The sequence below is a fragment of the Caulobacter sp. Root1455 genome (genome assembly GCF_001426905.1).
Classification (GTDB): domain Bacteria; phylum Pseudomonadota; class Alphaproteobacteria; order Caulobacterales; family Caulobacteraceae; genus Caulobacter.
Genome location: NZ_LMFQ01000023.1, coordinates 230,291 through 254,362 on the forward strand (window position 1 = coordinate 230,291; position 24,072 = coordinate 254,362).

20 protein-coding genes are annotated in these 24,072 nt (G+C 69.0%); 11 read left to right on the forward strand and 9 right to left on the reverse strand.

The window, feature by feature from the left end; translation table 11 throughout:
• Positions 1-14: 14 nt before the first annotated feature.
• From ASD21_RS16875 to ASD21_RS16890, 4 genes are all read left to right on the forward strand, one after another.
• Positions 15-1,034, forward strand: a complete 1,020-nt coding sequence (locus tag ASD21_RS16875; RefSeq protein WP_162250247.1) for a DUF1176 domain-containing protein — start codon at positions 15-17, stop codon at positions 1,032-1,034.
• Between the two features lie 100 nt (positions 1,035-1,134).
• Complete coding sequence (ahcY, locus tag ASD21_RS16880; protein WP_056443788.1) at positions 1,135-2,526, forward strand: adenosylhomocysteinase; 1,392 nt, start codon at positions 1,135-1,137, stop codon at positions 2,524-2,526.
• Between the two features lie 346 nt (positions 2,527-2,872).
• Entirely contained in the window at positions 2,873-3,091 is a 219-nt protein-coding gene (locus ASD21_RS16885; protein ID WP_056443791.1) for a hypothetical protein, read from the forward strand.
• Between the two features lie 150 nt (positions 3,092-3,241).
• Positions 3,242-4,102, forward strand: a complete 861-nt coding sequence (locus ASD21_RS16890; protein ID WP_056443796.1) for a bifunctional hydroxymethylpyrimidine kinase/phosphomethylpyrimidine kinase — start codon at positions 3,242-3,244, stop codon at positions 4,100-4,102.
• A 97-nt stretch (positions 4,103-4,199) separates the two neighbouring features.
• Here the strand turns inward: ASD21_RS16890 and ASD21_RS16895 are convergent, their stop codons facing one another.
• On the reverse strand, positions 4,200-5,117 hold the full coding sequence (locus tag ASD21_RS16895) for a 2-hydroxyacid dehydrogenase (protein WP_056443798.1): 918 nt from the start codon (positions 5,115-5,117) through the stop codon (positions 4,200-4,202).
• A gap of 75 nt (positions 5,118-5,192) precedes the next feature.
• Between ASD21_RS16895 and ASD21_RS16900 the strand changes: the two genes are divergently transcribed.
• Positions 5,193-6,320 (forward strand): serine hydrolase domain-containing protein, encoded by a 1,128-nt coding sequence (locus ASD21_RS16900; protein ID WP_056443802.1) that lies wholly within the window; start codon positions 5,193-5,195, stop codon positions 6,318-6,320.
• Between the two features lie 18 nt (positions 6,321-6,338).
• On the forward strand, positions 6,339-7,154 hold the full coding sequence (locus tag ASD21_RS16905) for a transporter (RefSeq protein WP_056443805.1): 816 nt from the start codon (positions 6,339-6,341) through the stop codon (positions 7,152-7,154).
• Positions 7,155-7,173: 19 nt separating this feature from the next.
• Here the strand turns inward: ASD21_RS16905 and ASD21_RS16910 are convergent, their stop codons facing one another.
• The 4 genes from ASD21_RS16910 to ASD21_RS16925 all read right to left on the reverse strand — a co-directional run bounded on the left by ASD21_RS16910 (position 7,174) and on the right by ASD21_RS16925 (position 11,976).
• On the reverse strand, positions 7,174-8,637 hold the full coding sequence (locus ASD21_RS16910; RefSeq protein ID WP_235524905.1) for an MFS transporter: 1,464 nt from the start codon (positions 8,635-8,637) through the stop codon (positions 7,174-7,176).
• Positions 8,638-8,682: 45 nt separating this feature from the next.
• A complete protein-coding gene (rarD, locus tag ASD21_RS16915) occupies positions 8,683-9,600 on the reverse strand; it encodes an EamA family transporter RarD (protein ID WP_056443811.1) in 918 nt (305 codons plus the stop codon).
• Positions 9,601-9,736: 136 nt separating this feature from the next.
• Positions 9,737-10,765, reverse strand: a complete 1,029-nt coding sequence (locus ASD21_RS16920; protein WP_056443814.1) for an aspartate-semialdehyde dehydrogenase — start codon at positions 10,763-10,765, stop codon at positions 9,737-9,739.
• A gap of 317 nt (positions 10,766-11,082) precedes the next feature.
• Positions 11,083-11,976, reverse strand: coding sequence for a LysR family transcriptional regulator (locus ASD21_RS16925; RefSeq protein ID WP_056443817.1), 894 nt, complete (start codon positions 11,974-11,976; stop codon positions 11,083-11,085).
• Between the two features lie 105 nt (positions 11,977-12,081).
• Here ASD21_RS16925 and ASD21_RS16930 point away from each other — a divergent pair, with 105 nt between their 5' ends.
• From ASD21_RS16930 to ASD21_RS16940, 3 genes are all read left to right on the forward strand, one after another.
• Positions 12,082-13,077 (forward strand): aldo/keto reductase, encoded by a 996-nt coding sequence (locus tag ASD21_RS16930; protein WP_056443820.1) that lies wholly within the window; start codon positions 12,082-12,084, stop codon positions 13,075-13,077.
• A gap of 101 nt (positions 13,078-13,178) precedes the next feature.
• Positions 13,179-14,369 (forward strand): SAM-dependent methyltransferase, encoded by a 1,191-nt coding sequence (locus ASD21_RS16935; RefSeq protein ID WP_056443823.1) that lies wholly within the window; start codon positions 13,179-13,181, stop codon positions 14,367-14,369.
• A 152-nt stretch (positions 14,370-14,521) separates the two neighbouring features.
• Positions 14,522-15,946: an APC family permease gene (locus tag ASD21_RS16940; protein WP_156398411.1), complete on the forward strand. Its 1,425-nt coding sequence runs from the start codon at positions 14,522-14,524 to the stop codon at positions 15,944-15,946.
• Positions 15,947-16,094: 148 nt separating this feature from the next.
• Here the strand turns inward: ASD21_RS16940 and glmS are convergent, their stop codons facing one another.
• Entirely contained in the window at positions 16,095-17,915 is a 1,821-nt protein-coding gene (gene glmS, locus ASD21_RS16945) for a glutamine--fructose-6-phosphate transaminase (isomerizing) (protein WP_056443825.1), read from the reverse strand.
• Between the two features lie 161 nt (positions 17,916-18,076).
• Here glmS and glmM point away from each other — a divergent pair, with 161 nt between their 5' ends.
• Entirely contained in the window at positions 18,077-19,423 is a 1,347-nt protein-coding gene (gene glmM, locus ASD21_RS16950) for a phosphoglucosamine mutase (RefSeq protein WP_056443828.1), read from the forward strand.
• Positions 19,424-19,680: 257 nt separating this feature from the next.
• On the opposite strand, the gene ASD21_RS16955 is transcribed toward glmM, so the two are convergent.
• The 3 genes from ASD21_RS16955 to ASD21_RS16965 form a co-directional block, all read right to left on the reverse strand.
• Complete coding sequence (locus ASD21_RS16955) at positions 19,681-20,370, reverse strand: alternative oxidase (RefSeq protein WP_056443831.1); 690 nt, start codon at positions 20,368-20,370, stop codon at positions 19,681-19,683.
• Between the two features lie 146 nt (positions 20,371-20,516).
• Positions 20,517-20,819, reverse strand: coding sequence for a winged helix-turn-helix domain-containing protein (locus ASD21_RS16960; RefSeq protein WP_056443834.1), 303 nt, complete (start codon positions 20,817-20,819; stop codon positions 20,517-20,519).
• 2 nt (positions 20,820-20,821) lie between these two features.
• Positions 20,822-21,376, reverse strand: a complete 555-nt coding sequence (locus tag ASD21_RS16965; RefSeq protein WP_056443837.1) for a hypothetical protein — start codon at positions 21,374-21,376, stop codon at positions 20,822-20,824.
• 184 nt (positions 21,377-21,560) lie between these two features.
• Between ASD21_RS16965 and ASD21_RS16970 the strand changes: the two genes are divergently transcribed.
• Entirely contained in the window at positions 21,561-23,972 is a 2,412-nt protein-coding gene (locus ASD21_RS16970) for a membrane-bound PQQ-dependent dehydrogenase, glucose/quinate/shikimate family (RefSeq protein WP_056443840.1), read from the forward strand.
• The last annotated feature ends 100 nt before the right edge of the window (positions 23,973-24,072 follow it).

A 24,072-nucleotide genomic window follows, 5' to 3' on the forward strand; every position in this document is an offset into this window, starting at 1 on the left:
TTGGGATGCGCGGCATGAAAGTCGAGATCTCGATCCTGGCCCTGGCGGCCGCTCTGGCGCTGGCGCCCGGGGTGGCCGGGGCCGACGGCGTGGAAAGCTTCAAGGACTGGACGGTCGTCTGCGACAACCTGCGAAACTGCCAGGTCGCCGGCTTCGCGGCCGACGACACCGAACTGCCCGCGGTGCTGCGGCTGAGCCGCGCCGCGGCGGCGAGCGCGCCGGCCAAGGTCGAGATCGACCTGCTGGGCGAGATCAGCCTCGGCGGCAAGGCCCCGGCCCTGGCCGTCGACGGGCGGGTCGTGATGACGGCCAAGGTGGTGAGTTCGCGCGACAGCGCGGACTTCACCGTCGTGCTCGACGACGCCCAGGTGGGGCCGCTGCTGGGCGCGGCCCGCAACGGGACGCTGCTGTCGATCCAGGACAGCGGCAAGGAACTGGGCCGGGTGTCCCTGGCCGGCATGGTCGCGGCCCTGCGCTACGCCGATGACCAGCAGAAGCGGGCCGGCACGGTCACGGCCATGGTCGCCAAGGGCGCGGCCCCGGCCGCTAGCGTTCCCGCGCCGCCGCCCGCGCCGGTCCTGCGCGCCGCCCCGGCGGTCGCCCAGACTGGGCTGCCCGCCAAGCCGCCGGCGGCGATCAAGGCCCTGTTCAGCAAGGCCGAGTGCGACCTTGGACCGGGCCGGGACGACAAGCCCGAAGCCTTTCGCCTGTCGGCCGACAAGGTGCTCTGGCAGGTTCCGTGCTGGGGCGCGGCCTACAACTTCGGCTCGCTGTTCGTGATCGCCGACAAGGCCGACCGGCTGAGCCTGGCGCTGGAGGGCGTGGGCGACGGCGTGCTCGTCAATGCCGAGTACGACCCCAAGACCCGCCTGCTGTCGGCCTACAACAAGGGGCGCGGGATCGGCGACTGCGGCGATTCCAGCCAGTGGGTGTGGACCGGCGAGGCCTTCGCGCTGTCGGAGGCGACGGTCATGCCGGTCTGCCGCGGCTACGGCGGCGACTGGCCGACCACGTTCCACGCCGAGGTCCGGTAGTCGAGCGGCATATAAAGAAATCCTTATGCCTTAATTGCGAGAAAGGGCGGAGCGCGGTATAGACCGCGCAAGACCATCCCCCGACCGCAGGAGCCCGACCGTGGCCGACTACATCGTCAAGGACATCTCGCTCGCCGATTTCGGCCGCAAGGAAATCGCCATCGCCGAGACCGAAATGCCCGGTCTGATGGCCACCCGCGCCGAATACGGCCCGGCCCAGGTCCTGAAGGGCGCCCGCATCGCCGGCAGCCTGCACATGACCATCCAGACCGCCGTGCTGATCGAGACCCTGACCGCCCTGGGCGCCGACGTCCGCTGGGCCTCGTGCAACATCTTCTCGACCCAGGACCACGCCGCGGCCGCCATCGCCGCCTCGGGCGTGCCGGTGTTCGCCTTCAAGGGCGAGAACCTGGTCGAGTACTGGGAATACGCCCACAAGATCTTCGAATGGGCCGACGGCGGCTATCCGAACCTGATCCTCGACGACGGCGGCGACGCCACCCTGCTTTGCGTGCTGGGTCCGAAGGCCGAGAAGGATCCCTCGATCCTCAACAATCCGCAGAACGAGGAAGAAGAAGCGCTCTACACCGTGATGAAGCGCTACCTGGTCGAAAAGCCGGGCTTCTATTCGGCGATCCGCGCGGCCATCGGCGGCGTGTCGGAAGAGACCACCACGGGCGTGCACCGCCTGTACCAGATGGCCCAGAAGGGCGAACTGCCGTTCCCGGCCATCAACGTCAACGACAGCGTCACCAAGTCCAAGTTCGACAACCTGTACGGCTGCCGGGAATCGCTGGTCGACGCCATCCGTCGCGGCACCGACGTGATGCTGTCGGGCAAGGTCGCGGTGGTCTGCGGCTACGGCGACGTCGGCAAGGGCTCGGCCGCCTCGCTGCGCCAGGGCGGCGCTCGGGTGATCGTCACCGAGATCGACCCGATCTGCGCCCTGCAGGCGGCGATGGAAGGCTATGAGGTCCAGACCCTGGACGACTGCGCCGGCCGCGCCGACATCTTCGTCACCGCCACGGGCAACAAGGACGTCATCACCGTCGATCACATGCGGCAGATGCGCAACAACGCCATCGTCTGCAACATCGGCCACTTCGACTCGGAAATTCAGGTCGCCGGCCTGAAGAACTTCAAGTGGGACGAGATCAAGCCGCAGGTCCACCACATCGAGTTCCCGGACGGCAAGAAGATCATCCTGCTGTCGGAAGGCCGCCTGGTGAACCTGGGCAACGCGACGGGCCACCCCTCGTTCGTGATGTCGGCCAGCTTCACCAACCAGACCCTGGCCCAGATCGAACTGTGGACCAACAAGACGGCCTACAAGAACGACGTCTACACCCTGCCCAAGCACCTGGACGAAAAGGTCGCCCTGCTGCACCTGGAGAAGCTGGGCGCCAAGTTGTCGAAGCTGCGTCCCGACCAGGCCGAGTACATCGGCGTGCCGGAAAAGGGTCCGTTCAAGCCGGACCACTACCGCTACTAGGCTTCGCCTTCAGCCAAGCCGAAAGGGCCCGTCGCGGAAACGCGGCGGGCCTTTTTCTTGGCCGCCCGCCTGGCGGATCGGCTTTGGGCGGGCTTGCCGGAAGCGGCTTGGCATCGGCCTGGAGGTTCAGGGCTCGCCGCCTCTTCAAGAGTATACATTAAGGTAAATATTCGTGAATTCGCATCTGTTCTTGCGAATACGTATTTTATCTTGACATACCAAAATTTATTGGTAATATATGGGTATAGATTGGGGAATTGGCCCCGATCAAACTTGCGTGGCATGAGTACGCTCAAACCACGGAGGAACTGCCATGTAGACATCAACAACAGAAGGGGCCCATCCCATGACGAAGAATATCTATAGCCGCTATCCGACGATCATCCTGTGTGGCTTGATGGTTACCATCGCCGCCAGCGTTCTTCGCTTCACGCAAGCGATTGCCCAACGCATCGAGAACTCGCCCCAAGCCGAGGGGGCGCTGACCTTCAGCCCCAGCACCATGGAGCTGAAGTTCAACACGCGTGTTCAGGCGCTCGGCGTCTCGACTCCCAGCAAGCGCTAGAAACCACCCCATCGCCCGGCGACGCGGTTGTCGCCGGGCGGAGATTTCTCGCGCCATATTGCATCCTACGGTGGCGCTCATCGGGCGCGAAACGATGACTGTCTCACCGCGCCCTATTCAAGTCCTCAATGCTCAGCTAAGCCGCTAGTCATGCCGCTCGCTCTGATCATCTCCAGCCATGTCGCCGGCAGCCGGGTCGGCGCGTCGGCCCAGGCCGCCGCTCTCGTGCAGTTCCGCATCGACTCGATGATCGTGCCGACCGTGCTCTACGGCCGCCATCCCGGCTGGGGCATTCCCGGCGGGGCGCCGGCCCCCATCGAGGTGATGGAGGGCATGCTCGACGGCATCGAGGCCAACGGCCTGTTCGGCCAGACCGACGTGGTCATCACCGGCTATTTCGCCAGCGCCGCCCAGGTGCGCGCCGCCGCCCGCACCATCGACGCCGTCCGCGCCGCGCCGCGCGAGGGCGCGACCCCGGGCGCGCCGGCGCGCAAGCCGACCGTGATCATCGACCCGACCATGGGCGACGCCGGCAAGGGGCTGTACGTGCCCGCCGAAGTCGCTGAAGCCATCGCCAGCGAGCTGATCCCGCGCGCCGACGTCGTGGCCTGCAACGCGTGGGAGCTGCAGCGCCTGACCGGCACGGACTCCCGCGATCCCCAGGCGGCGGTGCGCGCCGGCCGGCTGCTGAACAAGCCGACCCTGGTTTCATCCGTGCAAAGAGGAAGCGAGATCGGCGTCGTCTATGTCGACCGCAAGGAAGCCTGGCTGGCGGCCCACGCCAAGGCCGAGCGCTCGCCCAGCGGCACCGGCGACCTGCTGACCGCCCTCTACGCCGCCTCGATCCTGGAAGGCCAGACCATCTCGTACGGCCTGGCCCGCGCCGTCGGCGGCGTGGCCGAGACGGTGACGGCCGCCAACATCTGGAACGCCCCGGAACTGCCGATCGTGGCCATGGCCGCGCGCATCAAGCAGACCTCGCCGACCGTGCGGATCGAGCGGCTGGCCTAGAGCATTTTCGAGCGAAGTGGCTACCGGTTCGCGTGAAGAAAATGCGTAAAATAGATACATCTAGAGCTCGATCGATTCCGTAGGAAACGAGCGTGCTCTAGCCGCCGAAGTGCGCCGCCAGGCTTGCTAGAACCAGGTCGGCCATGGCCGCGCGGGCCTCGACCGTGGCGCTGCCGCAGTGGGGTTGCAGCACCACGTCGTCGCGATCGAGCAAGGCGGCGGGCACGTTGGGTTCGTCCGCGAAGACGTCCAGGCCCGCCCCGGCGACGACGCCGGCTTCCAGCGCCGCGATCAGGGCCGTCTCGTCGACCACCGAACCCCGGGAGACGTTGATCAGCAGGCCGCGCGGGCCGAGCGCCTCGAGCACGGCGGCGTCGACGAGGGTCCGCGTGCCCGCCCCGCCCGCCGTGGCGACGAACAGCACCTCCACCTCCCGGGCCAGGTCCAGGGGACTGGCGGCGTAGGCGTAGGGCGCGTCGTCCACGGGCCGGCGGCTGTGATAGACGACCTGGGCGGCGAAGGGCGCGACGCGCGCGGCGATGGCGCGGCCGATCTGGCCCAGTCCCAGCACGCCAACGCGCTTGCCGCTGGCGCGTGGGACCAGGGGCGGGGCCGTTCCCGGCTCCCAGCGGCCCGCGCGCACGAAGCGGTCGCCGACCAGCATCCGCCGCGCCAGGGCCAGCCAGAGGCCGACGGCCAGGTCGGCGACATCGTCGGTGAGCACGCCGGGCGTCGTCGTCACGGACACCCCGCGCGCGGCGGCGATGTCGAGATCCACGGCGTCCAGGCCCACGCCGTTCACGGCCACGATCTCCAGCGCCGGCAGGCGGGACCAGAGGGCGGCGGGCACGCCGGTTCCACCGCTGGTCACGATCCCGCGCACCCTCGGGCCGACCGCCGCCACCAGGGTCTCGGGATCGACGGCGCGGTGCGGACGGTGGACCCGGTAACGGGCGTCCAGCGCCGCCTCGAGGTCTTGCGAGAACGACTGCAGCTGCAGGAGGTCGATAGTCATGGGCGGACTCCGGTCGGCGGCGCGACGATATCCTTCGGATGGCAAACCCGGCCGGCCTGGGCTAGACGAAATCGCATGACCGTCGACATCACCGGCTTCTGCCCCGACCGCTTCTCCGCCGTGCGTGAGGCCTTCGCCGCCAATTTCGAGAACGGGGGCGAGCTGGGCGCGCGCTTCAGCCTGGCCGTCCACGGCGAGGTCGTCGTCGACCTGATGGGCGGCTACGCGGACCGCAAGCACGAGGTCGCGTTCGGGCCCGACACCCTGACCCCGCTGTTCTCGACCACCAAGGTCGTGGCCGCCCTGCTGATCGCCCGGCTCGTCGACCAGGGCAGGCTGACCTACGACCAGACCGTGGCCTCGGTCTGGCCCGAGTTCGCGCAAGCCGGCAAGCAGGACGTCACGGTCGGCCAGGTGATGTCGCACCAGGACGGCCTGTCGGGCTTTCCCGACGAGACCGATCCGGCCATCTGGTTCGACTGGGAGGCCACGACCGCCAAGCTGGCGGCCATGGCCCCGCTGTGGCCGATCGGCTCGGCCAGCGGCTACCACCCGATCACCTTCGGCTTCACCGCCGGCGAGATCTTCCGCCGGGTCGACGGCCGGACGATGGGCGCGGCCCTGCGCGAGGACCTGGCGCGGCCGCTGGGCCTGGACCTCTGGATCGGCCTGCCCGACAGCGAACACGCCCGCTGCGCCGAGCTGATGCGGCCGAGCGCCGTGCCCAAGTTCGGCGCGATGAACGCGGCGGTGAAGGCCGCTTTCATGACCCGGTGGGCCGCGCCGGGCGGACGCGGCACGGCCGACTGGCGACGGGTCGAGATCCCGTCGGCCAACGGTCACGCCACCGCCCCCGCCCTGGCCCGTCTGATGGGGCCCCTGGCCTCGGGCGGCGCGCTGGACGGCGTCCAGGTGCTGTCGCCCGCCCTGATCGCCGAGGCCAGCGCCGAGCGGATCGTCGGCCAGGACCTGGTCCTGCCCTTCGTGATCAGCTGGGGCGCGGGCTTCATGCGCAACACGCCCAACTTCTTCTACGGCCCCACGCCCGAAGCCTTCGGCCACAGCGGCTGGGGCGGTTCGTGCGCCTTCGCCGACCCGTCGCGCGGCGTGTCGGGGGCCTATGTGATGAACAAGCAGGGGACCGAGCTGATCGGCGACCCGCGCGCCGTGCGCTTGATCCAGGCGGCCTATTCGGCGCTCTAGCGACCTTCGGAGGCGGAGATGAGCAAGGCCGGGATCGCGAGCATCGCCGGCCTGGCCGCCCTGGCCTGGGTCTCCGCCGCCCACGCCCAGGACGCCGCTCGCGATTTCTGCGCCGACCGCCCCGGCAAGGGCTCGCCGCCCTGCGTGCTCGACGCCGGACGCTTCCAGGCCGAGCTGGGCGTGGCCGACGGCGCCTGGAGCCGGGGCGGCGGGGTCTCGACCGACGATATGGCCTTCGGCGAACTGGAGCTGCGGCTGGGCCTGACCTCGACCGTCGAGGGGCAGGTGGCGTGGACCGCCCGGGAGCGGGTGCGCGACGAGGATCGGGCGGCGGGCGTGGTCTCCACGACGGAGGGGTCGGGCGACGTGACCTTCAGCCTGCGCTGGTCGCCGCGAAGCCCCGGCGGCGACGGGGTCTCGGTCGCCCTGCAGCCCTTCGTGTCGGCGCCCGCGGGGTCCGGCGGGATCGGCGACGGGATGTGGCTGGGCGGGGTGATCGCGCCGATCTCCGCGCCGTTGAACGCCGACTGGTCGCTGGCCTTGTCGCCCGAGCTGAGCGCGCGGCCCGACGCCGACGGCTCGGGCCGCCACCTCGGTTTCGGCGGCGCCGTCGGCGTGGGACGCTCGGTCGGTCCGGTGGCGCTGGGCCTGGAGCTCTGGGCCGACCGCGACGAGGATCCGTCCGGCGCCGTCACCGCCGCCAGCCTCGACCTGACGGCCGCCTGGACGCCGGCCTCGATCAAGGACCTGCAGCTGGACGTCTCGGCCTATGTCGGGCTGAACCGCGACACGCCGGACCTCGAACTGGCGGTGGGCGTGGCCAAGCGGTTCTAGGTCCCAATAAAATCCGGGGTTAGGCCTTGGCGCGCGGCTTTGCCTCGATCATCACCGCCCCGACGATCCCCGCCGCAACCGCCGCCGCCGCGCTGATCCCCATGACCCAGGGATAGCCCTGGGGTCCGGGCGCGAAATAGATCAGGCCCAGCACCGCCACGGCCAGCAGGCCGGCGATCCGGGCGACGGCGTTGTTGACGCCCGAGGCGACGCCGGCGTGGCTGGCGGCCACCGCGCTCATCACCGTGGTGGTCAGGGGCGCGACCGCGACGGTCATGCCCAGGGCGACCACCAGCACGCCGGGCAGCACGCCGGTCCAGAAGCCCGAACCGATCCAGGGCGCGCCCAGCAGGCCGAAGCCGACGCCGGCCAGGATCGGCCCGAGGGTCAGCATCGGCCGGGCCCCGAACCGGTCGGCCAGCTTGCCCGTCACGCCCGACAGCGTCCCCATGATCAGCGAGAACGGCAGCAGGGTCGCCCCGGCCTTGGCGGCCGAATAGCCGTGGCGGGCGATCAGCTCGTAAGGCAGGAAGAACAGGGCGCCGGTCAGGCCGAAATAGAGCGCCAGGGTCAGCAGGTTGGCGCCGCTGAAGGTCCGGGAGCGATAGAGCGTCAGCGGCATCATCGGATGCTTCTCGCGGGCCTGGCTGACCAGGAAGCCGGCCAGCAGAGCCGCGCCGACGCCCAGGGCCGTCCAGACCGCCGGGCTGGCCCAGCCGCGCTGACCGGCCGCCGTCAGGCCCCAGGTCACCGCGCCCAGGCCGGCGGCGGCCAGGACCGCCCCGCGCCAGTCCAGGTGCTCGACCTCGGGATCGCGGCTCTCGCGCACCGCCGCCAGGGCCAGCCAGACGGTGGCCAGCGCCAAGGGCAGGTTGATCAGGAAGATGGCGCGCCACGAGACATGGTCGACCAGCCAGCCGCCCAGCACCGGGCCGATCGCCGTGGTCACCGCCCCGAACCCGGCCCACGCGCCGATCGCCGCGCCGCGCTCGCTGTCGTCGAAGGTCGAGCCCAGGATGGCCAGGCTGGCGGGGACCAGCAGGGCCGCGGCGATCCCCTGCACGGCGCGGGCGGCGATCAGCCAATCGGCGTCCGGGGCCAGGGCGCAGCCCAGCGACGCCGCCGCGAACAGCGACACGCCGATCACGAACACCTTGCGCCGCCCGTAGCGGTCGCCGGCCGAGCCGCCGATCAGCACCAGGGCGCCCAGCAGCAGCAGGTAGGCGTTGACGATCCACTGCACCTGGGCGGCGTCGGCCTTCAAGGCGGTCCGCATGGCCGGCAGGGCGACATTGACCACCGAGCCGTCGATGAAGGCCATGCTCGAGCCCAGCACCGTGGCGGCCAGGGCCAGGCGCTTGCGGGGCGCGGGCGTGTCCGAGCGGCCGGCCCGGATCACGCCTTCGTCGCAGGGGGGATGCACCGGTCCGGTCATGGCGGGGAGGATGGCGTGAATGCAGCCGGGTCGCCAATCCCATTTCAACCGCTCATCCCGGCGAATGCCGGGATGAGCGGATTTGAAGGGAAATCAGACCGCCGCGATCACCCGCGTCCGCTTCCAGGCCCCATAGGCGAAGGCGGCCACGCCCAGCCAGATGAACACGAACGACGCGGCCCGCATCGGCGTGAAGGCCTCGCCCAGCGCCACGCCCAGCAGGAACTGGATCGTCGGGGCGATGAACTGCAGGAAGCCGACCGCGCTGAGCGGCAGGCGGCGGGCCGACCAGGCGAACAGGGCCAGGGGGACGACCGTGGCCGGTCCGGCCAGCATCAGCAGCAGGCTGACCGGGGCGTTGGCGCCGAAGTGCCCCACGCCGGACGCCTGCAGATGCCAGACGTACAGCAGGCCTGGAACGGACAGATAGACGCACTCGATGAACAGGCCGGTCTGGGCGTCGGCCTTCACCTGCTTCCGCAGAATGGCGTACAGGCAGAAGGTCAAGGCCAGGCTCAGCGAGACGATCGGCAGGTGGCCCAGGGCCAGGGTCTGGATCGCCACCCCGACCGCGGCCAGGCCGATGGCGACCTTGCCCTCGATGCTCATCCGTTCACGGAACAACAGTGTCCCGGCGGCCATGTTCATCAGCGGGTTGATGTAGTAGCCGAGGCTGGCCTCGATCAGGTGGCCGGCGTTGATCGCGAAGATGTAGATCGCCCAGTTGCTGAAGATCGCCACGGTCGACAGCAGCAGCACGCCCAGGGTGCGGGGCTGGCGCAGCACCGCCGCCACCTGTCCGCCCTGCTTGCTCAGCAGCACCAGGCCGCCGGCCCACAGCACCGACCACATCGTGCGGTGGGCGATCATCTCCCACGACCCGACGCCCATCTGGTGCAACAGGTGGAAATAGAGCGGCAGGAAGCCCCACAGGCCGTAACAGGCCACGCCGGCGATATAGGCGGACTTGCTGTCCGCCGAGGAACTGGCCGTCTCGGAACTGGAAACCATGGAGCGTCACCTTTCGGGATCACGTGACAGATGGGAATCGCGTCGTCGATCCGCTTCTTGCGGAGGGCGCGAAATCCGGTCCCGAAGGTGGAAATTTCATCGTCCCCCGCCTCTGGCGGGGGACGATGGGGTCGTCTTAAGCCAGGGCCTTTTGCTTGATCAGGCCCTTTTCATGCAGCAGCTGGGCGATCTGCACGGCGTTCAGGGCCGCCCCCTTGCGGAGGTTGTCGGCCACGCACCAGAGCGCGATGCCGTTCTCGACCGTGGGGTCGGTGCGGATGCGCGAGACATAGACCGGGAACTCGCCGGCCGATTCCTTGGGCGTCATGTAGCCGCCGTCCTCGCGCTTATCGACGACTTGCACGCCGTCGGCGTCGCGCAGGATCTCGCGGACGTCCTCCTCGTCCAGCGGGGTCTCGAACTCGATGTTCACCGACTCGGCGTGGCCGACCATGACCGGCACGCGCACGCAGGTGGCGGTCAGCTTGATCGACGGATCCAGGATCTTCTTGGTCTCCATCATCATCTTCCACTCTTCCTTGGTGAAGCCGTCTTCCATGAAGACGTCGATGTGGGGGATGACGTTGAAGGCGATCTGCTTGGTGAACTTCTTGGGGGCCGGGGCGCCCAGGACGAACACGCCCTTGGTCTGCTCCCACAGCTCGTCCATGCCTTCCTTGCCCGCGCCCGAGACCGACTGGTAGGTCGACACGACCACCCGCTTGATCTTGGCTTCTGCGTGCAGGGGGGCCAGCACCACCACCAGCTGCGCGGTCGAGCAGTTGGGGTTGGCGATGATGTTCTTGGGCAGCTTGTTGACGGCGTCCGGGTTCACTTCCGGCACCACCAGCGGCACGTCCGGATCCATCCGGAAGTGGCTGGAATTGTCGATGACGATCGGACCGGCCGCGCCGATCTTCTCGCCCCAGGCCTTGGAGATGGCGCCGCCGGCGCTCATCAGCACGATGTCGACCTTGGAGAAGTCGAACTGCTCCAGGTCCTCGCAGTGCAGAATCTGGCTGCCGAACGAGACTTCCACGCCGATGGATTTACGCGAGGCGATGGCATGCATCTTGTCCACGGGGAACTTCAGTTCCTCGAGGATATTGAACATCTCACGGCCCACATTGCCCGTGGCGCCGACCACGGCGACCCGGTAACCCATCGCAGCCTCCAATTCATGTCTTGAGCCCGCCCATCGACGGCGGGAGCGGACCCGTTACGCCCGGTAAGGCCCGGAAGCAAGAACAGGCTTTCTAATGCGACGCTTAGCGCAAGGCGTCGGGGGAAGATTTCACCCGGACTGGATGGGATCTGCACGAAGCGGCGTGACGCCCCCTCCGTCACGCCGCTACGCGACGCGCCACCTCCCCCGTTGCACGGGGGAGGAGAAGGTCGGATTCGCATCCTCCTCACCCGCATCGCGGGGGAGGTGGCGCGATGCGGATACGCATCGTGACGGAGGGGGCGTCACGGCAGCGTCTACTTCCGCTCCGCCTTCACGAAATCCACGAACGCCCGCAGCGGCGCCGGCATGTGCCTGCGGCTGGGATAATAGAGGTACGGCCCGCTGAACGGCGGCAGCCAGTCGTCGAGCACGGTCTCCAGCCGGCCGGCGGCGATGGCCGAGGCGACCATCCCCTCGAACTTGGCCAGCAGGCCCAACCCCGCCTCGGCGGCGGCGATCTCCAGCTCGCCGCTGTTGGTGATCAGGGGGCCCTCGGGTTGGACGCGGATCACCTCGCCGTCCTTCTCGAACTCCCAGGCGTAGCTGGTCCCGCTGGCGAAGCGGTGGCGGATGCAGGGATGGTTCAGCACCTCGCGCGGGTGGGTCGGCCGGCCGTGCTTGGCGAAATAGGCGGGTGAGGCGACCACCACGAACCGCTGCGGTCCGGCCAGGGGCACGGCGATCATGTCCTTCTCCAGCCGCTCGTCATAGCGCACGCCCGCGTCGTAGCCGGCGGCCAGCACGTCGACGAAGGCGTCCTCGACACTGACCTCGACCCGGATCCCGGGGTGGGCTGCCAGGAAGCGGGGGATCAGGTCGGGGAAGACGATCTGCGACACCGCGCCCGGCACGTTCAGCTTCAGCACCCCGATCGGGCTGTCGCGGAAGGCGTTGATCTCGTCCAGGGCCAGGGTCACGTCGGCCAGGGCCGGGGTCAGGCGGGCCAGCAGCCGCTCGCCGGCCTCGGTGGGCGTGACGCTGCGGGTGGTGCGGTTCAGCAGCCGCACGCCCAGGTCCGCCTCCAGCCGGCGCAGGGCTTCCGACAGCGACGAGGCCGAGACCCCGCGCAAGGCCGCCGCGCCGCGGAAGCTGCGGGTCCGGGCCACGGCGGTGAAGGCGTCGAGATCGGCGAGATCGGGCTGGGCCATTGTGCGGATATCCAAACAGCTCGTGCGGTGATGAGCGGATTATCGCACGCGAAGCGGCGGCGCATAGTCCGCCCCATCGAACACGCACGCTTTCGGAGACTCCCCATGCAAACCCGTCAACTCGGCAAGACCGGTCCCGTCGTCTCGGCCCTGGGCCTGGGCGCCATGGGCATGTCGGGCATGTACGGCCCCTCCGATCGGGCCGAGAGCCTGGCCACGATCGACGCCGCCCTGGAGGCCGGAATCACTCTGATCGACACCGGCGACTTCTACGGCATGGGCCGCAACGAGATGCTGATCGGCGAGGCCCTCAAGGGCGGAAAGCGCGACAAGGCGCTGCTTAGCGTCAAGTTCGGCGCCCAGCGCGACCCGGCCGGCGGCTGGATCGGCTTCGACGGCCGCCCGGCGGCGGTGAAGACCGCCCTGGCCTATACGCTGCAGCGCCTGGGCGTCGACCACATCGACATCTACCGGCCCGCGCGCCTGGACCCCAACGTGCCGATCGAGGACACGGTCGGGGCCATCGCCGAGCTGGTCCAGGCCGGCTATGTGCGTCACATCGGGCTGTCGGAGGTGGGCGTCGAAACGATCCGCAGGGCCCACGCCGTCCATCCGATCGTCGACCTGCAGATCGAATACGCGCTGATCACGCGCGGGGTCGAGGACAGGATCCTGCCGGTCCTGCGCGAACTGGGGATCGGCATGACCGCCTATGGCGTGCTGTCGCGCGGCCTGATCAGCGGCCACTGGGACAAGGATCAGGGCAAGGCCAAGGGCGACTTCCGCGCCTATTCCCCACGCTTCCAGGGCGACAATGTCGACAAGAACCTGGCCCTGGTCGAGGCGCTGCGGAAGGTCGCCGAAGCCAAGGGCGTCAGCGTCGCCCAGATCGCCATCGCCTGGGTGGCGGCGCAAGGGCCGGACATCGTGCCGCTGGTCGGGGCCCGCACCCGCGCCCGCCTCGCGGAATCGCTGGGATCCCTGGACGTCACCCTGTCGGCCGACGACCTGGCCGCGATCGAGCGGGCGGCGCCCAAGGGCGCGGCGGCCGGCGCGCGCTACGCCGAAGCCCAGATGGCCCATCTCGACAGCGAGCGCTGACCGGTTCGGCCCACCCCGGTTTTCCGGCCCGGTTTTCAAGGGTGGGCGGATGAAAATTTCGGTCTGTCAAAGGCCGCGAAGCTGGGTTTAGCTTCGCGGTCATGATCGAAGCTCTGCTGAAAAAGATGGTCAAGGTCGGCGACCTGACCATCCACCTGCCCAACGGCTCGACCACCAAGGCCGGCGACGGCTCGGGTCCGCCGGTGACGATGCGCGTCAACGGCCGCGGCCTGCGCCGCCTGGTCGCCAATCCCAGCCTCGGCCTCGGCGAGGCCTATATGGAAGGCGACCTGAAGATCGAGCAGGGGACCCTGTGGGATCTGCTGGAGATCGTCGGCAAGAGCGGCGGGCGCACGCCCAAGCGCGGCACGCCGCTGAAGCGGGCCCAAAAGGCGATCAAGCGCACGGTGCAGTCGGTCAACGACCGCATCGCCTCGCGCCGCAACGTCGCCCACCACTACGACGTGTCCAACGCGCTCTATGAGCGCTTCCTCGACAAGGACATGCAGTACAGCTGCGCCTATTTCGCGCGGCCCGACATGACGCTGGAGGAGGCCCAGGCCGCCAAGAAGGCCCATATCGGCGCCAAGCTGAACATCACGCCGGGCATGAAGGTGCTGGACATCGGTTCGGGCTGGGGCGGCATGGCCCTGACCCTGGCGGCCGACCACGGGGCCAGGATGACCGGGGTCACCCTGTCGACCGAGCAGCTGGCCCTGGCCAGGGAACGCGCCGACAAGGCGGGTCTGTCCGACCGGGTCGAGTTCCGCCTGACCGACTATCGCGACCTGGACGAGACCTTCGACCGCATCGTCTCGGTCGGCATGCTGGAACACGTCGGCGCCCCGAACTTCCAGACCTATTTCGACACCGTCAAACGCCTGCTGGCCGACGACGGCAGCGCGGTGATCCACGCGATCGGCCGGATGAGCGGCCCCGGCGCGACCAACGCCTTCACGGCCAAATACATCTTCCCGGGGGGCTACATCCCGGGCCTGTCGGAGATCGTCAGGGCCGTCGAGGCGGCGGGCCTGTGGATCACCGACATCGAGATCCTGCGCCTGCACTACGCCGAGACCTGCAAGCACTGGCGCCTGCGCTTCCTGGCCGATCCGGACATCCCGGCGATGTTCGACGAACGGTTCCGGCGGATGTGGGAGTTCTACCTGTGCGGGGCCGAGCTGGGCTTCCGCTACGGCGGCCACATGGTCTTCCAGATCCAGGTCGCCAAGAAGGTCGGCGCCCTGCCGATCACTCGGGACTACATGTTCGAGGGCGAGCGAGGCGTCTAGATCGGGCTCGCGGGTCTTCCCCGTGGGGGCGGCGATCGGTGGGGGAGTTGTCAGGCCGTCGGACCTGTGCGACCAGCGCCCGAGCACTCCCCCCTCCGTCGGCTTCGCCGACACCTCCCCCATGGGGGGAGGGCCGCACCTCGAGGACGTCGATGGGTCAGTTTCGCGCCGCCGATCTGTTTCGGCGCAAGCCCGTGGGCCGGGTCATCGCCGAGGGCGGCGAGCACCTGCCGGAAGATCACGCCATTGGGGGCCTGCACCGAACGATCGGCCTGTTCCAGCTGACCATGCTGGGGGTCGGGGCCACGATCGGCACCGGCATCTTCGTGGCCCTGACCACGGCCGTGCCGGCCGCCGGGCCGGCCGTCGTCGTCTCGTTCGTGATCGCCGGGATCACCGCGGCCCTGACGGCCCTGTGCTACGCCGAGCTGGCCTCGACCATTCCGGTGTCGGGCTCGTCCTATTCCTACGCCTACGCCACCCTGGGCGAGTTCGTGGCCTTCATCGTCGGGGCGTGCCTGCTGCTGGAATACGCCGTCTCGGCCTCGGCCATCGCCGTGGGCTGGGGGCAGTACCTGAACGAGATGTTCTCCGACCTGATCGGCTGGCGCATGCCCGACGCCATCGCCAAGGCCCCGGGGGCGGGCGGGGTGTTCAACCTGCCGGCGGTGGTGCTGGTCGGCGCCTGCCTGATCCTGCTGCTGCGCGGCGTGAAGGAGTCGGTGACGGTCAACGCCGTGCTGGTGGTGCTGAAGCTCCTGGTGCTGCTGTTCTTCGTGGTCGTCGCCTTCAGCGGCTTCCACACCGGCAACCTGACGCCGTTCGCGCCGATGGGCATGGCCGGCATCGGGGCGGCGGCCTCGTCGATCTTCTTCTCCTATATCGGCATCGACGCGGTCTCGACGGCCGGCGACGAGGTCAAGGACCCGCGCCGCACCCTGCCTCTGGGCATCATCCTGTCCCTGCTGATCGTCACCGGCGTCTATATCCTGGTGGCCCTGGCCGCCGTCGGCGCCCAGCCCTGGACCGCTTTCGCGGGCCAGGAGGCGGGGCTGGCGGTGATCCTGCGCAACCTGACCGGCCAGGCCTGGACCTCGCTGATCCTCTGCGTCGGGGCCATCGTCTCGATCTTCTCGATCACCCTGGTGGTCATGTACGGCCAGACCCGCATCCTCTACGCCATGAGCCGCGACGGCCTGCTGCCCAAGGTGTTCCAGCGGGTGAACGCCAAGACCCAGTCGCCGGACCTCAACACCTGGATCGTCGCGGCCTTCATCGCCCTGCTGGCCGCCTTCGTGCCGCTGGACACCCTGGTCAACCTGACCAGCATGGGCACGCTGATCGCCTTCGCCATCGTCTCGCTGGGCGTGATCATCCTGCGGCGGACCCAGCCGGACCTGCCGCGCGGCTACCGCGTGCCGCTGTATCCGGTCGTGCCGCTGCTCAGCGTGGCTTTCTGCGGCTACCTGATCGTCGGCCTGCCGCTGGACACCTGGATCCTGTTCGCGGTCTGGGCGGCGGCGGCGTGCGTGCTGTACTTCGGCTATTCGGCGCGCAATTCGAAGCTGGCGACGTAAGCAGCGAAACGCCCCCTCCGTCACGATGCGTAGTCGCATCGCGCCACCTCCCCCGCGATGCGGGTGAGGAGTAAGCGCGGGTCTTCTCCTCCCCTGCGAAGCGGGGGAGGTGGCGGGCGAAGCCCGACGGAGGGGGCGTCCGGGCCCCCTACTCCACCGTCACCGACTTGGCCAAATTCCGCGGCTGATCCACGTCCGCCCCCTTCACCACGGCGACGTGGTAGGCCAACAGCTGGATCGGGGCCGCCATCACCAGGGTCGAGACCAGCGGGTCGCTGGCCGGGGCGGTGACCACCACCCGGGCGCCGGCCGGGGCGTGCTTGGCGCCTTGCGGGTCGGTGATGAACACCACCTGGCCGCCGCGCGCCATCACCTCGCTCATGTTCGAGGCCGACTTCTCGAAATAGCTGTCATACGGGGCCAGGATGATGATCGGGGTCTGGTCGTCGACCAGAGCGATCGGTCCGTGCTTCAGCTCGCCGGCGGCGTAGCCCTCGGCGTGGATGTAGCTGATCTCCTTCAGCTTCAGCGCGCCTTCCAGGGCCAGGGCCGACATCGGGCCGCGACCCAGGAACAGCACGTCGCGGGCCTTGGCGATGTCGACGGCGATGTCCTTGAGGGCGTCCTCCAGGCCGATGGCCTCGGCGATCAGGCGCGGCGCCTCCAGCATGACCTTGACCATCCGCTGCTCCTCGGCGGCGTCGATCATTCCGCGCGCCTTGGCGGCGGCGACGGCCAGGGCGATCATCACGCTGACCTGGGCGGTGAAGGCCTTGGTCGAGGCCACGCCGATCTCGGGCCCGCAATGGATCGGCCAGACCACGTCGACCTCGCGGGCCATCGTCGATTCCTGGGCGTTGACCACCACGGCGCTCTTCATGCCCTTGGCCTTGCAGTAGCGCAGGGCGGCCAGGGTGTCGGCGGTCTCGCCCGACTGCGACATGGCGATGACCAGCGAGCCGGGGCGCAGGGCCGGCTGGCGGTAGCGGAACTCCGAAGCGATCTCGACGTCGACCGGCAGGTCGGCCAGCTGCTCGATCAGGTACTTGCCGATCACCCCGGCGATGTAGGAGGTGCCGCAGGCGACGATCTGGATGCGCTCCAGCGCCTTGAAGTCCAGGTCGCCCGGCATGGCCGCGCGGGCGGTCAGGGCGTCGACATAGGCCGAGATCGTGCGCTGGCAGCCTTCCGGCTGGTCGTGGATCTCCTTCTCCATGAAGTGCCGGTAGTTGCCCTTCTCCATCATCACCACCGAGGCGGGGACCACCTTGACGGGGCGGACGACCGGCGCGCCCGCGACGTCGAAGATCCGGGCGCTGTCGTGGTCGATGGCGACATAGTCGCCCTCCTCCAGATAGATCACCCGGTTGGTGAACGGGCCGACGGCCAGGGCGTCGGAGCCCAGAAACATCTCGCCCTGGCCCTCGCCGACCACCAACGGGCTGCCGCGCCGGGCGCCCAGGATCAGGTTGTCGGCGCCCTCGATCAGCACCGCCAGGGCGAAGGCCCCGGTCAGGCGGTCCAGCGTGGCCTTGAACGCCTCCAGCGGCGGAAGGCCGGTGGCCAGTTCGGCGTCGATCAACTGGGCGATGACCTCGGTGTCGGTGTCGCTCTCGAAGACGCGGCCCGTGGCGGCCAGCTCGACCTTCAGTTCGGCGAAGTTCTCGATGATGCCGTTGTGCACCAGGGTGACGCGACCGGCGGTGTGGGGGTGAGCATTCTTGACGTTTGGGGCGCCGTGCGTGGCCCAGCGTACGTGGCCGATGCCGTTCTGGGCGTCCAGGGGTTCGTCGGCCAGGACGGCTTCCAGGTTCTTGATCTTGCCCTGAGCGCGGCGACGCTCGACCTTGCCTCCGACCACGGCGGCGACGCCCGCGGAATCATAGCCCCGGTATTCAAGCCGCTTGAGGCTGTCGACCAGCCGTTCCGAGACCGACTGGGTTCCAACGATGCCAATGATGCCGCACATGGGCCGAGATCCTTTGAAGAACATCGCGGCGGCGGCTATTGCTACCGGCGCAAGGTGTGTAGAGGCGGGGCTTTAGCACTCGCATCAGCCTCTTTGTGTAAATCTGCATTTCGGATCGTTGCGTGATTCGAAAGGCTCACAGACGAGACCAGAAGACGACCATGAGCAAGCGCGCCTATTTCGGCACTGACGGCATCCGCGGCCAGGCCAACAAGCACCCGATGACCGCCGAGGTCGCCCTGCGCGTCGGCCTAGCGGCCGGCAAGCTGTTCCGCTCCCAAGACGACCGCCGCCACCTGGTGGTGATCGGCAAGGACACCCGTCTGTCTGGCTACATGATCGAGCCCGCCCTGGTCGCCGGCTTCACCAGCGTCGGCATGGACGTGCGCCTGTTCGGCCCGCTGCCGACCCCCGCCGTGGCGATGATGACCCGCTCGATGCGCGCCGACCTGGGCGTGATGATCAGCGCCAGCCACAACGACTTCGCCGATAACGGCATCAAGCTGTTCGGTCCGGACGGCTACAAGCTGTCGGACGAGCAGGAGTTGAAGATCGAGGCCCTCATGGACGAGGGCCTGCAGCAACGCCTGGCCGAGCCGCGCGAGTTGGGCCGGGTCAAGCGCATCGACGACGCTCAGGCTCGCTATGTCGAGATCGTCAAGGCGACCTTCCCGCGTCACCTGAGCCTTGCCGGCCTGCGCATCGTCATCGATTGCGCCCACGGCGCGGCCTACAGGGTCGCGCCCGAGGCCCTCTACGAGCTGGGCGCCGAGGTTTTCCCGATCGGCGTCGAGCCCAACGGCACCAACATCAACGCCGAGTGCGGCTCGACCCATCCCGAGACCATGGCCAAGCTGGTGCGCGAATACCGCGCCGACATCGGCATCGCCCTCGACGGCGACGCCGACCGGTTGGTGATCTGCGACGAGAAGGGCGTGGTGGTCGACGGCGACCAGATCATGGCCATCGTCGCCCTGGCCTTCGCCAAGGCCGGAACCCTGAAATCCGGCGGCGTGGTCGCCACCGTGATGTCCAACCTCGGCCTGGAACGGCTGATGACCGACAACGGTCTGACCCTGGAGCGCACCAGCGTCGGCGACCGCTACGTGATGGCCCGCATGCGCGAGGGCGGCTTCAACATCGGCGGCGAGCAGTCGGGCCACGTGATTCTGTCGGACTTCTCGACCACCGGCGACGGCCTGATCGCGGCCCTGCAGGTGCTGGCGGTGATGATCCAGACCGGCAAGCCGATGAGCGCCCTGGGCCGGCAGTTCGAGCCGGTGCCGCAACTGCTGGAAAACGTCCGCTTCGCCGGCGGCAAGCCGCTGGAGCACAAGACCGTCATGGAGGCCATCGCCGACGGCGAGAGCCAGCTGAACGGCTCGGGCCGCATCGTGGTCCGCCCGTCCGGCACCGAGCCCCTGATCCGCATCATGGCCGAGGGCGACGACCCGGCCCTGGTCAGGAAGGTGGTCAAGTCGATCGTCTCGGCGGTGAAGGCGGTCTGAGGGCGGCGGCTTTTGCTGCCCGTTAGGGGCATTCGAATTCTGGTGGTCGAAACGGCGGCGGGAAGAGATCCCCGTCCTTCGACAAGCTCAGGATGAGGATCTCTACTGAACGGCCGCGAAATTCGTCCTCATCCTGAGCCTGTCGAAGGACGAGGACGCATCCCGAATGCTGGCCGCCCCCGTCGACCTCGTCTGACAGCACAACGCCCCGAGGAGGGGACCTCGGGGCGCGTGCGGGCCTGAGCGGGGTGGCGGCGTCAGGCCGCCGCTTTCCAGTTCGGCTCCAGCACCACGTGCGGCGGGCAAGGGGCGATCGCGCCCTGCGGCAGGCCGCGCAGTTCGTTGGCGAAGCCGTGGTTGACGTCGCGGTGGTGGGCCTCGTCGGCGCGGACCACCTCGACCACGTCACGCAGCGTCGCGCCGGCGGGCAGGCTCCAGTAGTCCAGCGCGATCCGCGGCGCCGGCACGTTCTCGGAACGGCCCTCGTCGATCTCGGCCAGATAGTGGGTGTAGCTGATCACCGCCTCTTCCTCGAAATAGCCGACCACGCGGTGGGCGGTCTTGGACGAGACGAGATAGAGGCCGAAGAAGAACAGGTAGAACACCCACTGGGCGGCGACGACCACGAAGCGTTCGAACAGCGTGGGCTTGGCGACCTCGATGAAGGTCATCAGGTGCATGCGCTCGTTCTCGGCCTCGTCCATCAGGGTCTTGATCCAACCCTTGTCGCTTTCCATCCGGCGCAGGCACTTCAGGTGGGTCAGGGTGGCGCCGACCATGCCCGGCACGGCGGCGACGGTTTCCAGCACCACCGCGCGGTGGCCGTAGCGCTTGGCGAAGAAGGTGTCGGCGCAGAACCGCAAGGCCTTGACGAAACCGTAGGCGACGGCGTCGGACACGCCCTTGGGCTGGTGGTGAACGGTGAGGTCGATGGGCTGTTGGGTCATCGTCTTGGTCCTGAAGTCCCCGAGGCCCGCCTGGCGCGGGAACGGGTTCGACTGACCGTTTCAATAACCCCGCCGGGGGCGGGCGAATATTCGGGGCCCGCCCCTAAGGGGTTCCGCGCTAAGGGGGTTTGCGTATCCCCTTACCGTCAGTCCCCGTCCACCCCCTCGACCACCGCGCGCAGATAGTCGACGTGGCGGCGGAAGGCCTTGCGGCCGGTCGGGGTCAGGGCCACGCGGGTGCGGGGCTTCTTGCCGACAAAGTCCTTGGCGATCTCGACGTAGCCGGCCTTTTCCAGGGTGGTCAGGTGGCTGCCCAGATTGCCGTCGGTCGCCTGGGTCACGGCCTTGAGGCGCGAGAACTCCAGCGGGTCGGCGTCGCGCTCGGCGTGCAGCGCGGCCATGATCTTCAGCCGCAGGGGCTGGTGGATCAGCTCGTCCAGCTCGGCCACGCTCACGCCCTCCGCAGCCAGAGGCCGGCCACGAACAGCCCGCCGCCCCCGACCGCGGCCATCCAGAAGGTCAGCCAGGGCTGGAAGAAGAAATAGCCGACCAGGCTGGCGGCGAACACCGCCCCGCCGATCCACAGGTAGCGCGGGGCGAAGGCGATGCCGATCCCGGCATAGACCAGGCCGGTCACCACGCCCGGATAGGCGATCGTGGCGTCGATGGAGATCGGTTGAAAGAGCGTCAGGGTGGCGGCGTAGAAGGCCAGGATGGCCAGGACGCCGGCGACGATCTTCCAGCCCTGTCCGGCCTTGGCCGCGCCCTTGCCGCCCCGGCTGAGCAGGATCGTCGCCACGACGCCGGCCACGTCCAGCACCAGCCAGATCAGGCCCCATTGCTCGGAGGGCAGCAGGCCCATGCCCGAATAGCCCAGGGCCCAGATCACGCCCCAGACCATCAGGATCGGCCCGGCCACGTGATAGCCCTTCAGCAGCCGGCTGCGGCCGGCCGTGCTCTCGATATCGGTCAGCGCGGACGCCGCCTCGCTCTTGGAAATGCCCATCGCACCCTCCATGAATTAAGCGCCCAGAGCGCTCTGTCATTCAGAGTAATGCATTCAGTCACTCTGTCAAGCAGAGTATCTTGCGACCGTCCGCGGTTCCTCCGGTTTGCGCTCGGCGGCGAGGAACCGTTCGATCGCCGAACAGGTTCAGTCCGCGTACGACAGTTCAGTTCGGAGCTCGGCGATGGCGTCCCTGGCATCTTCCCGAAAGGGCGTGGGCGGCTGGGCCGTCATGCTGCTCGGCCTCGTCCTGGCCCTGATCGGCCTGACCTTGACCATTGGCGGCGCCTGGCTGGCCGCATTGGGGGGCTCAGCCTATTACGTGCTCGCCGGTCTGGGCCTGCTGGTCGCCGGCGTCCTGCTGGTCCAGCGACGGCCGCTGGGCGCCTGGATCTATATCGCCGTCTTCATGCTGACCGTCCTGTGGGCGCTGTGGGAGGTCGGGCTGAACGGCTGGGCGCTGGTCCCTCGCGTGATCGCGCCGACGGTGCTTCTGGTCCTGGTGCTGGCCGCCCTGCCGGTGGTCGATCCCGGTCCGCCGGGCCGGCGCAAGTCGCTGATCGGCTTCGCGGCCCTGGCGGTGTTCCTGCTGGTCGGCGGCGTGGTGGTGGCCGGGGCCAACAAGGCCAGGGTCGACGGGCCTCTGCCCGCCGTCGCCGCCATGACCGACAACGACCCCTCGCTGATGCGGGTCGGCGCCGACTGGCCGGCCTATGGCGGCACCTATGCCGGCCAGCGCTATTCGCCCCTGACCCAGCTGAACGCCGGCAATGTCAGGAACCTGGCCCGGGTCTGGATGATCCGCACCGGCGACATGCCCAGCGCGGCCGCCGAGGGCAAGTACGGGGCCGAGAACACGCCGCTGAAGGTGGGAAACACCCTCTACGTCTGCACGCCCAAGAACATCATGATCGCCATCGACCCGGCCACCGGCCAGACCCGCTGGCGCTACGACCCCAAGGTGCCGGACGAGGCCATTCCCTACACCGCCGCCTGCCGGGGCGTGTCCTACTACGCCGCGCCCGGCGCCGATCCGGCCAAGGCCTGCGCGGCCCGGATCATCGAGGGCACGCTGGACGCCCGTCTGATCGCCGTGGACGCCACGACCGGCGTCCCCTGCGCCGACTTCGGGACCAACGGCCAGGTCTCGACCGCCGTCGGCATGGGCCCATCGGCCGCCGGCATGCTGTCGATCACCTCGGCCCCGACCATCGTGCGCGGGGTGATCGTCACCGGCCACCAGGTGCTGGACGGCCAGCGGCGCGACGCGCCGTCGGGGACGATCCAGGGCTTTGACGCCGTCACCGGCGCCCTGCGCTGGGCCTGGGACATGGCCCGTCCGGACATCACCACCCTGCCGCCGCAGGGCCAGACCTACACCAAGGGCACGCCCAACATGTGGACCACGGCCACCGGCGACGAGGCCCTGGGCCTGGTCTATCTGCCCCTGGGCGTTTCCGCCGCCGACTACTGGAGCTCCAGCCGCTCGCCGCTGGAGAAGCAGTATTCGACCTCGCTGGTCGCCCTGGACGTGACCACCGGCAAGCCCCGCTGGAGCTTCCAGACCGTGCGCAACGACGTCTGGGACTACGACCTGGGCTCGCAAGCGACCCTGGTCGACTTCCCCACCGCCGGCGGTCCCGTCCCGGCCGTGGTCCTGCCCAGCAAGCGCGGCGACATCTTCATTCTGGACCGGCGCACGGGCCGGCCGCTGACCGGCGTGCAGGAGCGGGCCGTGCCGCAAGGCGGCCTGGAGCCGCAGCAGCGCGCGCCCACCCAGCCGTTCTCGCTGTACCACTCCCTGCGCAAGCCCGACCTGACCGAGAAGCAGATGTGGGGCATGTCGCCGATCGACCAGATGATCTGCAGAATCCAGTTCAAGCGGGCCAAGTACGACGGCTTCTTCACCGCGCCGGTCGCCGACCGCCGCTATGTCGAATATCCCGGCTACAACGGCGGCTCCGACTGGGGCGGCGTGGCCGTCGACTCCAGCCGCGGCGTGATCGTCGCCAACTACAACGACATGCCCAACTACAACCGCCTGGTGCCCCGCGCGGTGGCCGACGCCAAGGGCTGGACCCCGCGCGGCGACGCCCGCGGCGGCTCGATGAAGAAGGGCGCGGAAGGGGCGGGCGACCCGCAGGTCGGCACGCCCTACGCCATCGACGTCAACGCCGGCTGGCGCCTGCCGCTGACGGGCCTGCTGTGCAAGCAGCCCCCCTACGGCGGCATCCGGGCCATCGACCTGCGCACCGGCAAGACGCTGTGGGACCGCCCGCTGGGCACGGCCCGCACCAACGGCCCGTTCGGCGTTCCCTCGCACCTGCCGCTGAACATCGGCACGCCCAACAACGGCGGGGCGGTGGTCACGGCCGGCGGGCTGGTGTTCGTGGCGGCCGCCACCGACAACCTGATCCGCGCCATCGACCTGAAGACCGGCAAGACCGTCTGGCAGGACGTGCTCCCGGCCGGCGGCCAGGCCACGCCGATGACCTACGCGGTCGGCGGCAAGCAGTACGTGGTCATCATGACCGGCGGCCACCACTTCATGGAGACCCCGATCGGGGACCAGGTGATCGCGTACGCGCTCAAGTGATCTCCCCGCGTTGTCATCCCGGACAAGCGCGCAGCGCGCCGATCCGGGACCGACGCGTGAACGCGGCGCTTCCGGCGGTCCCGGGTCTGCGCTTCGCTAC

Excerpts from the sequence above, each read along its gene's own strand:
- ASD21_RS16875 (WP_162250247.1), top strand. The coding sequence starts at position 15 with ATGAAAGTCGAGATCTCGATCCTGGCCCTGGCGGCCGCTCTGGCGCTG.
- ASD21_RS16885 (WP_056443791.1), top strand. The coding sequence starts at position 2,873 with ATGACGAAGAATATCTATAGCCGCTATCCGACGATCATCCTGTGTGGC.
- ASD21_RS16890 (WP_056443796.1), top strand. The coding sequence starts at position 3,242 with ATGCCGCTCGCTCTGATCATCTCCAGCCATGTCGCCGGCAGCCGGGTC.
- ASD21_RS16895 (WP_056443798.1), bottom strand. The coding sequence starts at position 5,117 with ATGACTATCGACCTCCTGCAGCTGCAGTCGTTCTCGCAAGACCTCGAG.
- ASD21_RS16900 (WP_056443802.1), top strand. The coding sequence starts at position 5,193 with ATGACCGTCGACATCACCGGCTTCTGCCCCGACCGCTTCTCCGCCGTG.
- ASD21_RS16905 (WP_056443805.1), top strand. The coding sequence starts at position 6,339 with ATGAGCAAGGCCGGGATCGCGAGCATCGCCGGCCTGGCCGCCCTGGCC.
- rarD (WP_056443811.1), bottom strand. The coding sequence starts at position 9,600 with ATGGTTTCCAGTTCCGAGACGGCCAGTTCCTCGGCGGACAGCAAGTCC.
- ASD21_RS16920 (WP_056443814.1), bottom strand. The coding sequence starts at position 10,765 with ATGGGTTACCGGGTCGCCGTGGTCGGCGCCACGGGCAATGTGGGCCGT.
- ASD21_RS16925 (WP_056443817.1), bottom strand. The coding sequence starts at position 11,976 with ATGGCCCAGCCCGATCTCGCCGATCTCGACGCCTTCACCGCCGTGGCC.
- ASD21_RS16930 (WP_056443820.1), top strand. The coding sequence starts at position 12,082 with ATGCAAACCCGTCAACTCGGCAAGACCGGTCCCGTCGTCTCGGCCCTG.
- ASD21_RS16935 (WP_056443823.1), top strand. The coding sequence starts at position 13,179 with ATGATCGAAGCTCTGCTGAAAAAGATGGTCAAGGTCGGCGACCTGACC.
- ASD21_RS16940 (WP_156398411.1), top strand. The coding sequence starts at position 14,522 with ATGGGTCAGTTTCGCGCCGCCGATCTGTTTCGGCGCAAGCCCGTGGGC.
- glmS (WP_056443825.1), bottom strand. The coding sequence starts at position 17,915 with ATGTGCGGCATCATTGGCATCGTTGGAACCCAGTCGGTCTCGGAACGG.
- glmM (WP_056443828.1), top strand. The coding sequence starts at position 18,077 with ATGAGCAAGCGCGCCTATTTCGGCACTGACGGCATCCGCGGCCAGGCC.
- ASD21_RS16955 (WP_056443831.1), bottom strand. The coding sequence starts at position 20,370 with ATGACCCAACAGCCCATCGACCTCACCGTTCACCACCAGCCCAAGGGC.
- ASD21_RS16965 (WP_056443837.1), bottom strand. The coding sequence starts at position 21,376 with ATGGGCATTTCCAAGAGCGAGGCGGCGTCCGCGCTGACCGATATCGAG.
- ASD21_RS16970 (WP_056443840.1), top strand. The coding sequence starts at position 21,561 with ATGGCGTCCCTGGCATCTTCCCGAAAGGGCGTGGGCGGCTGGGCCGTC.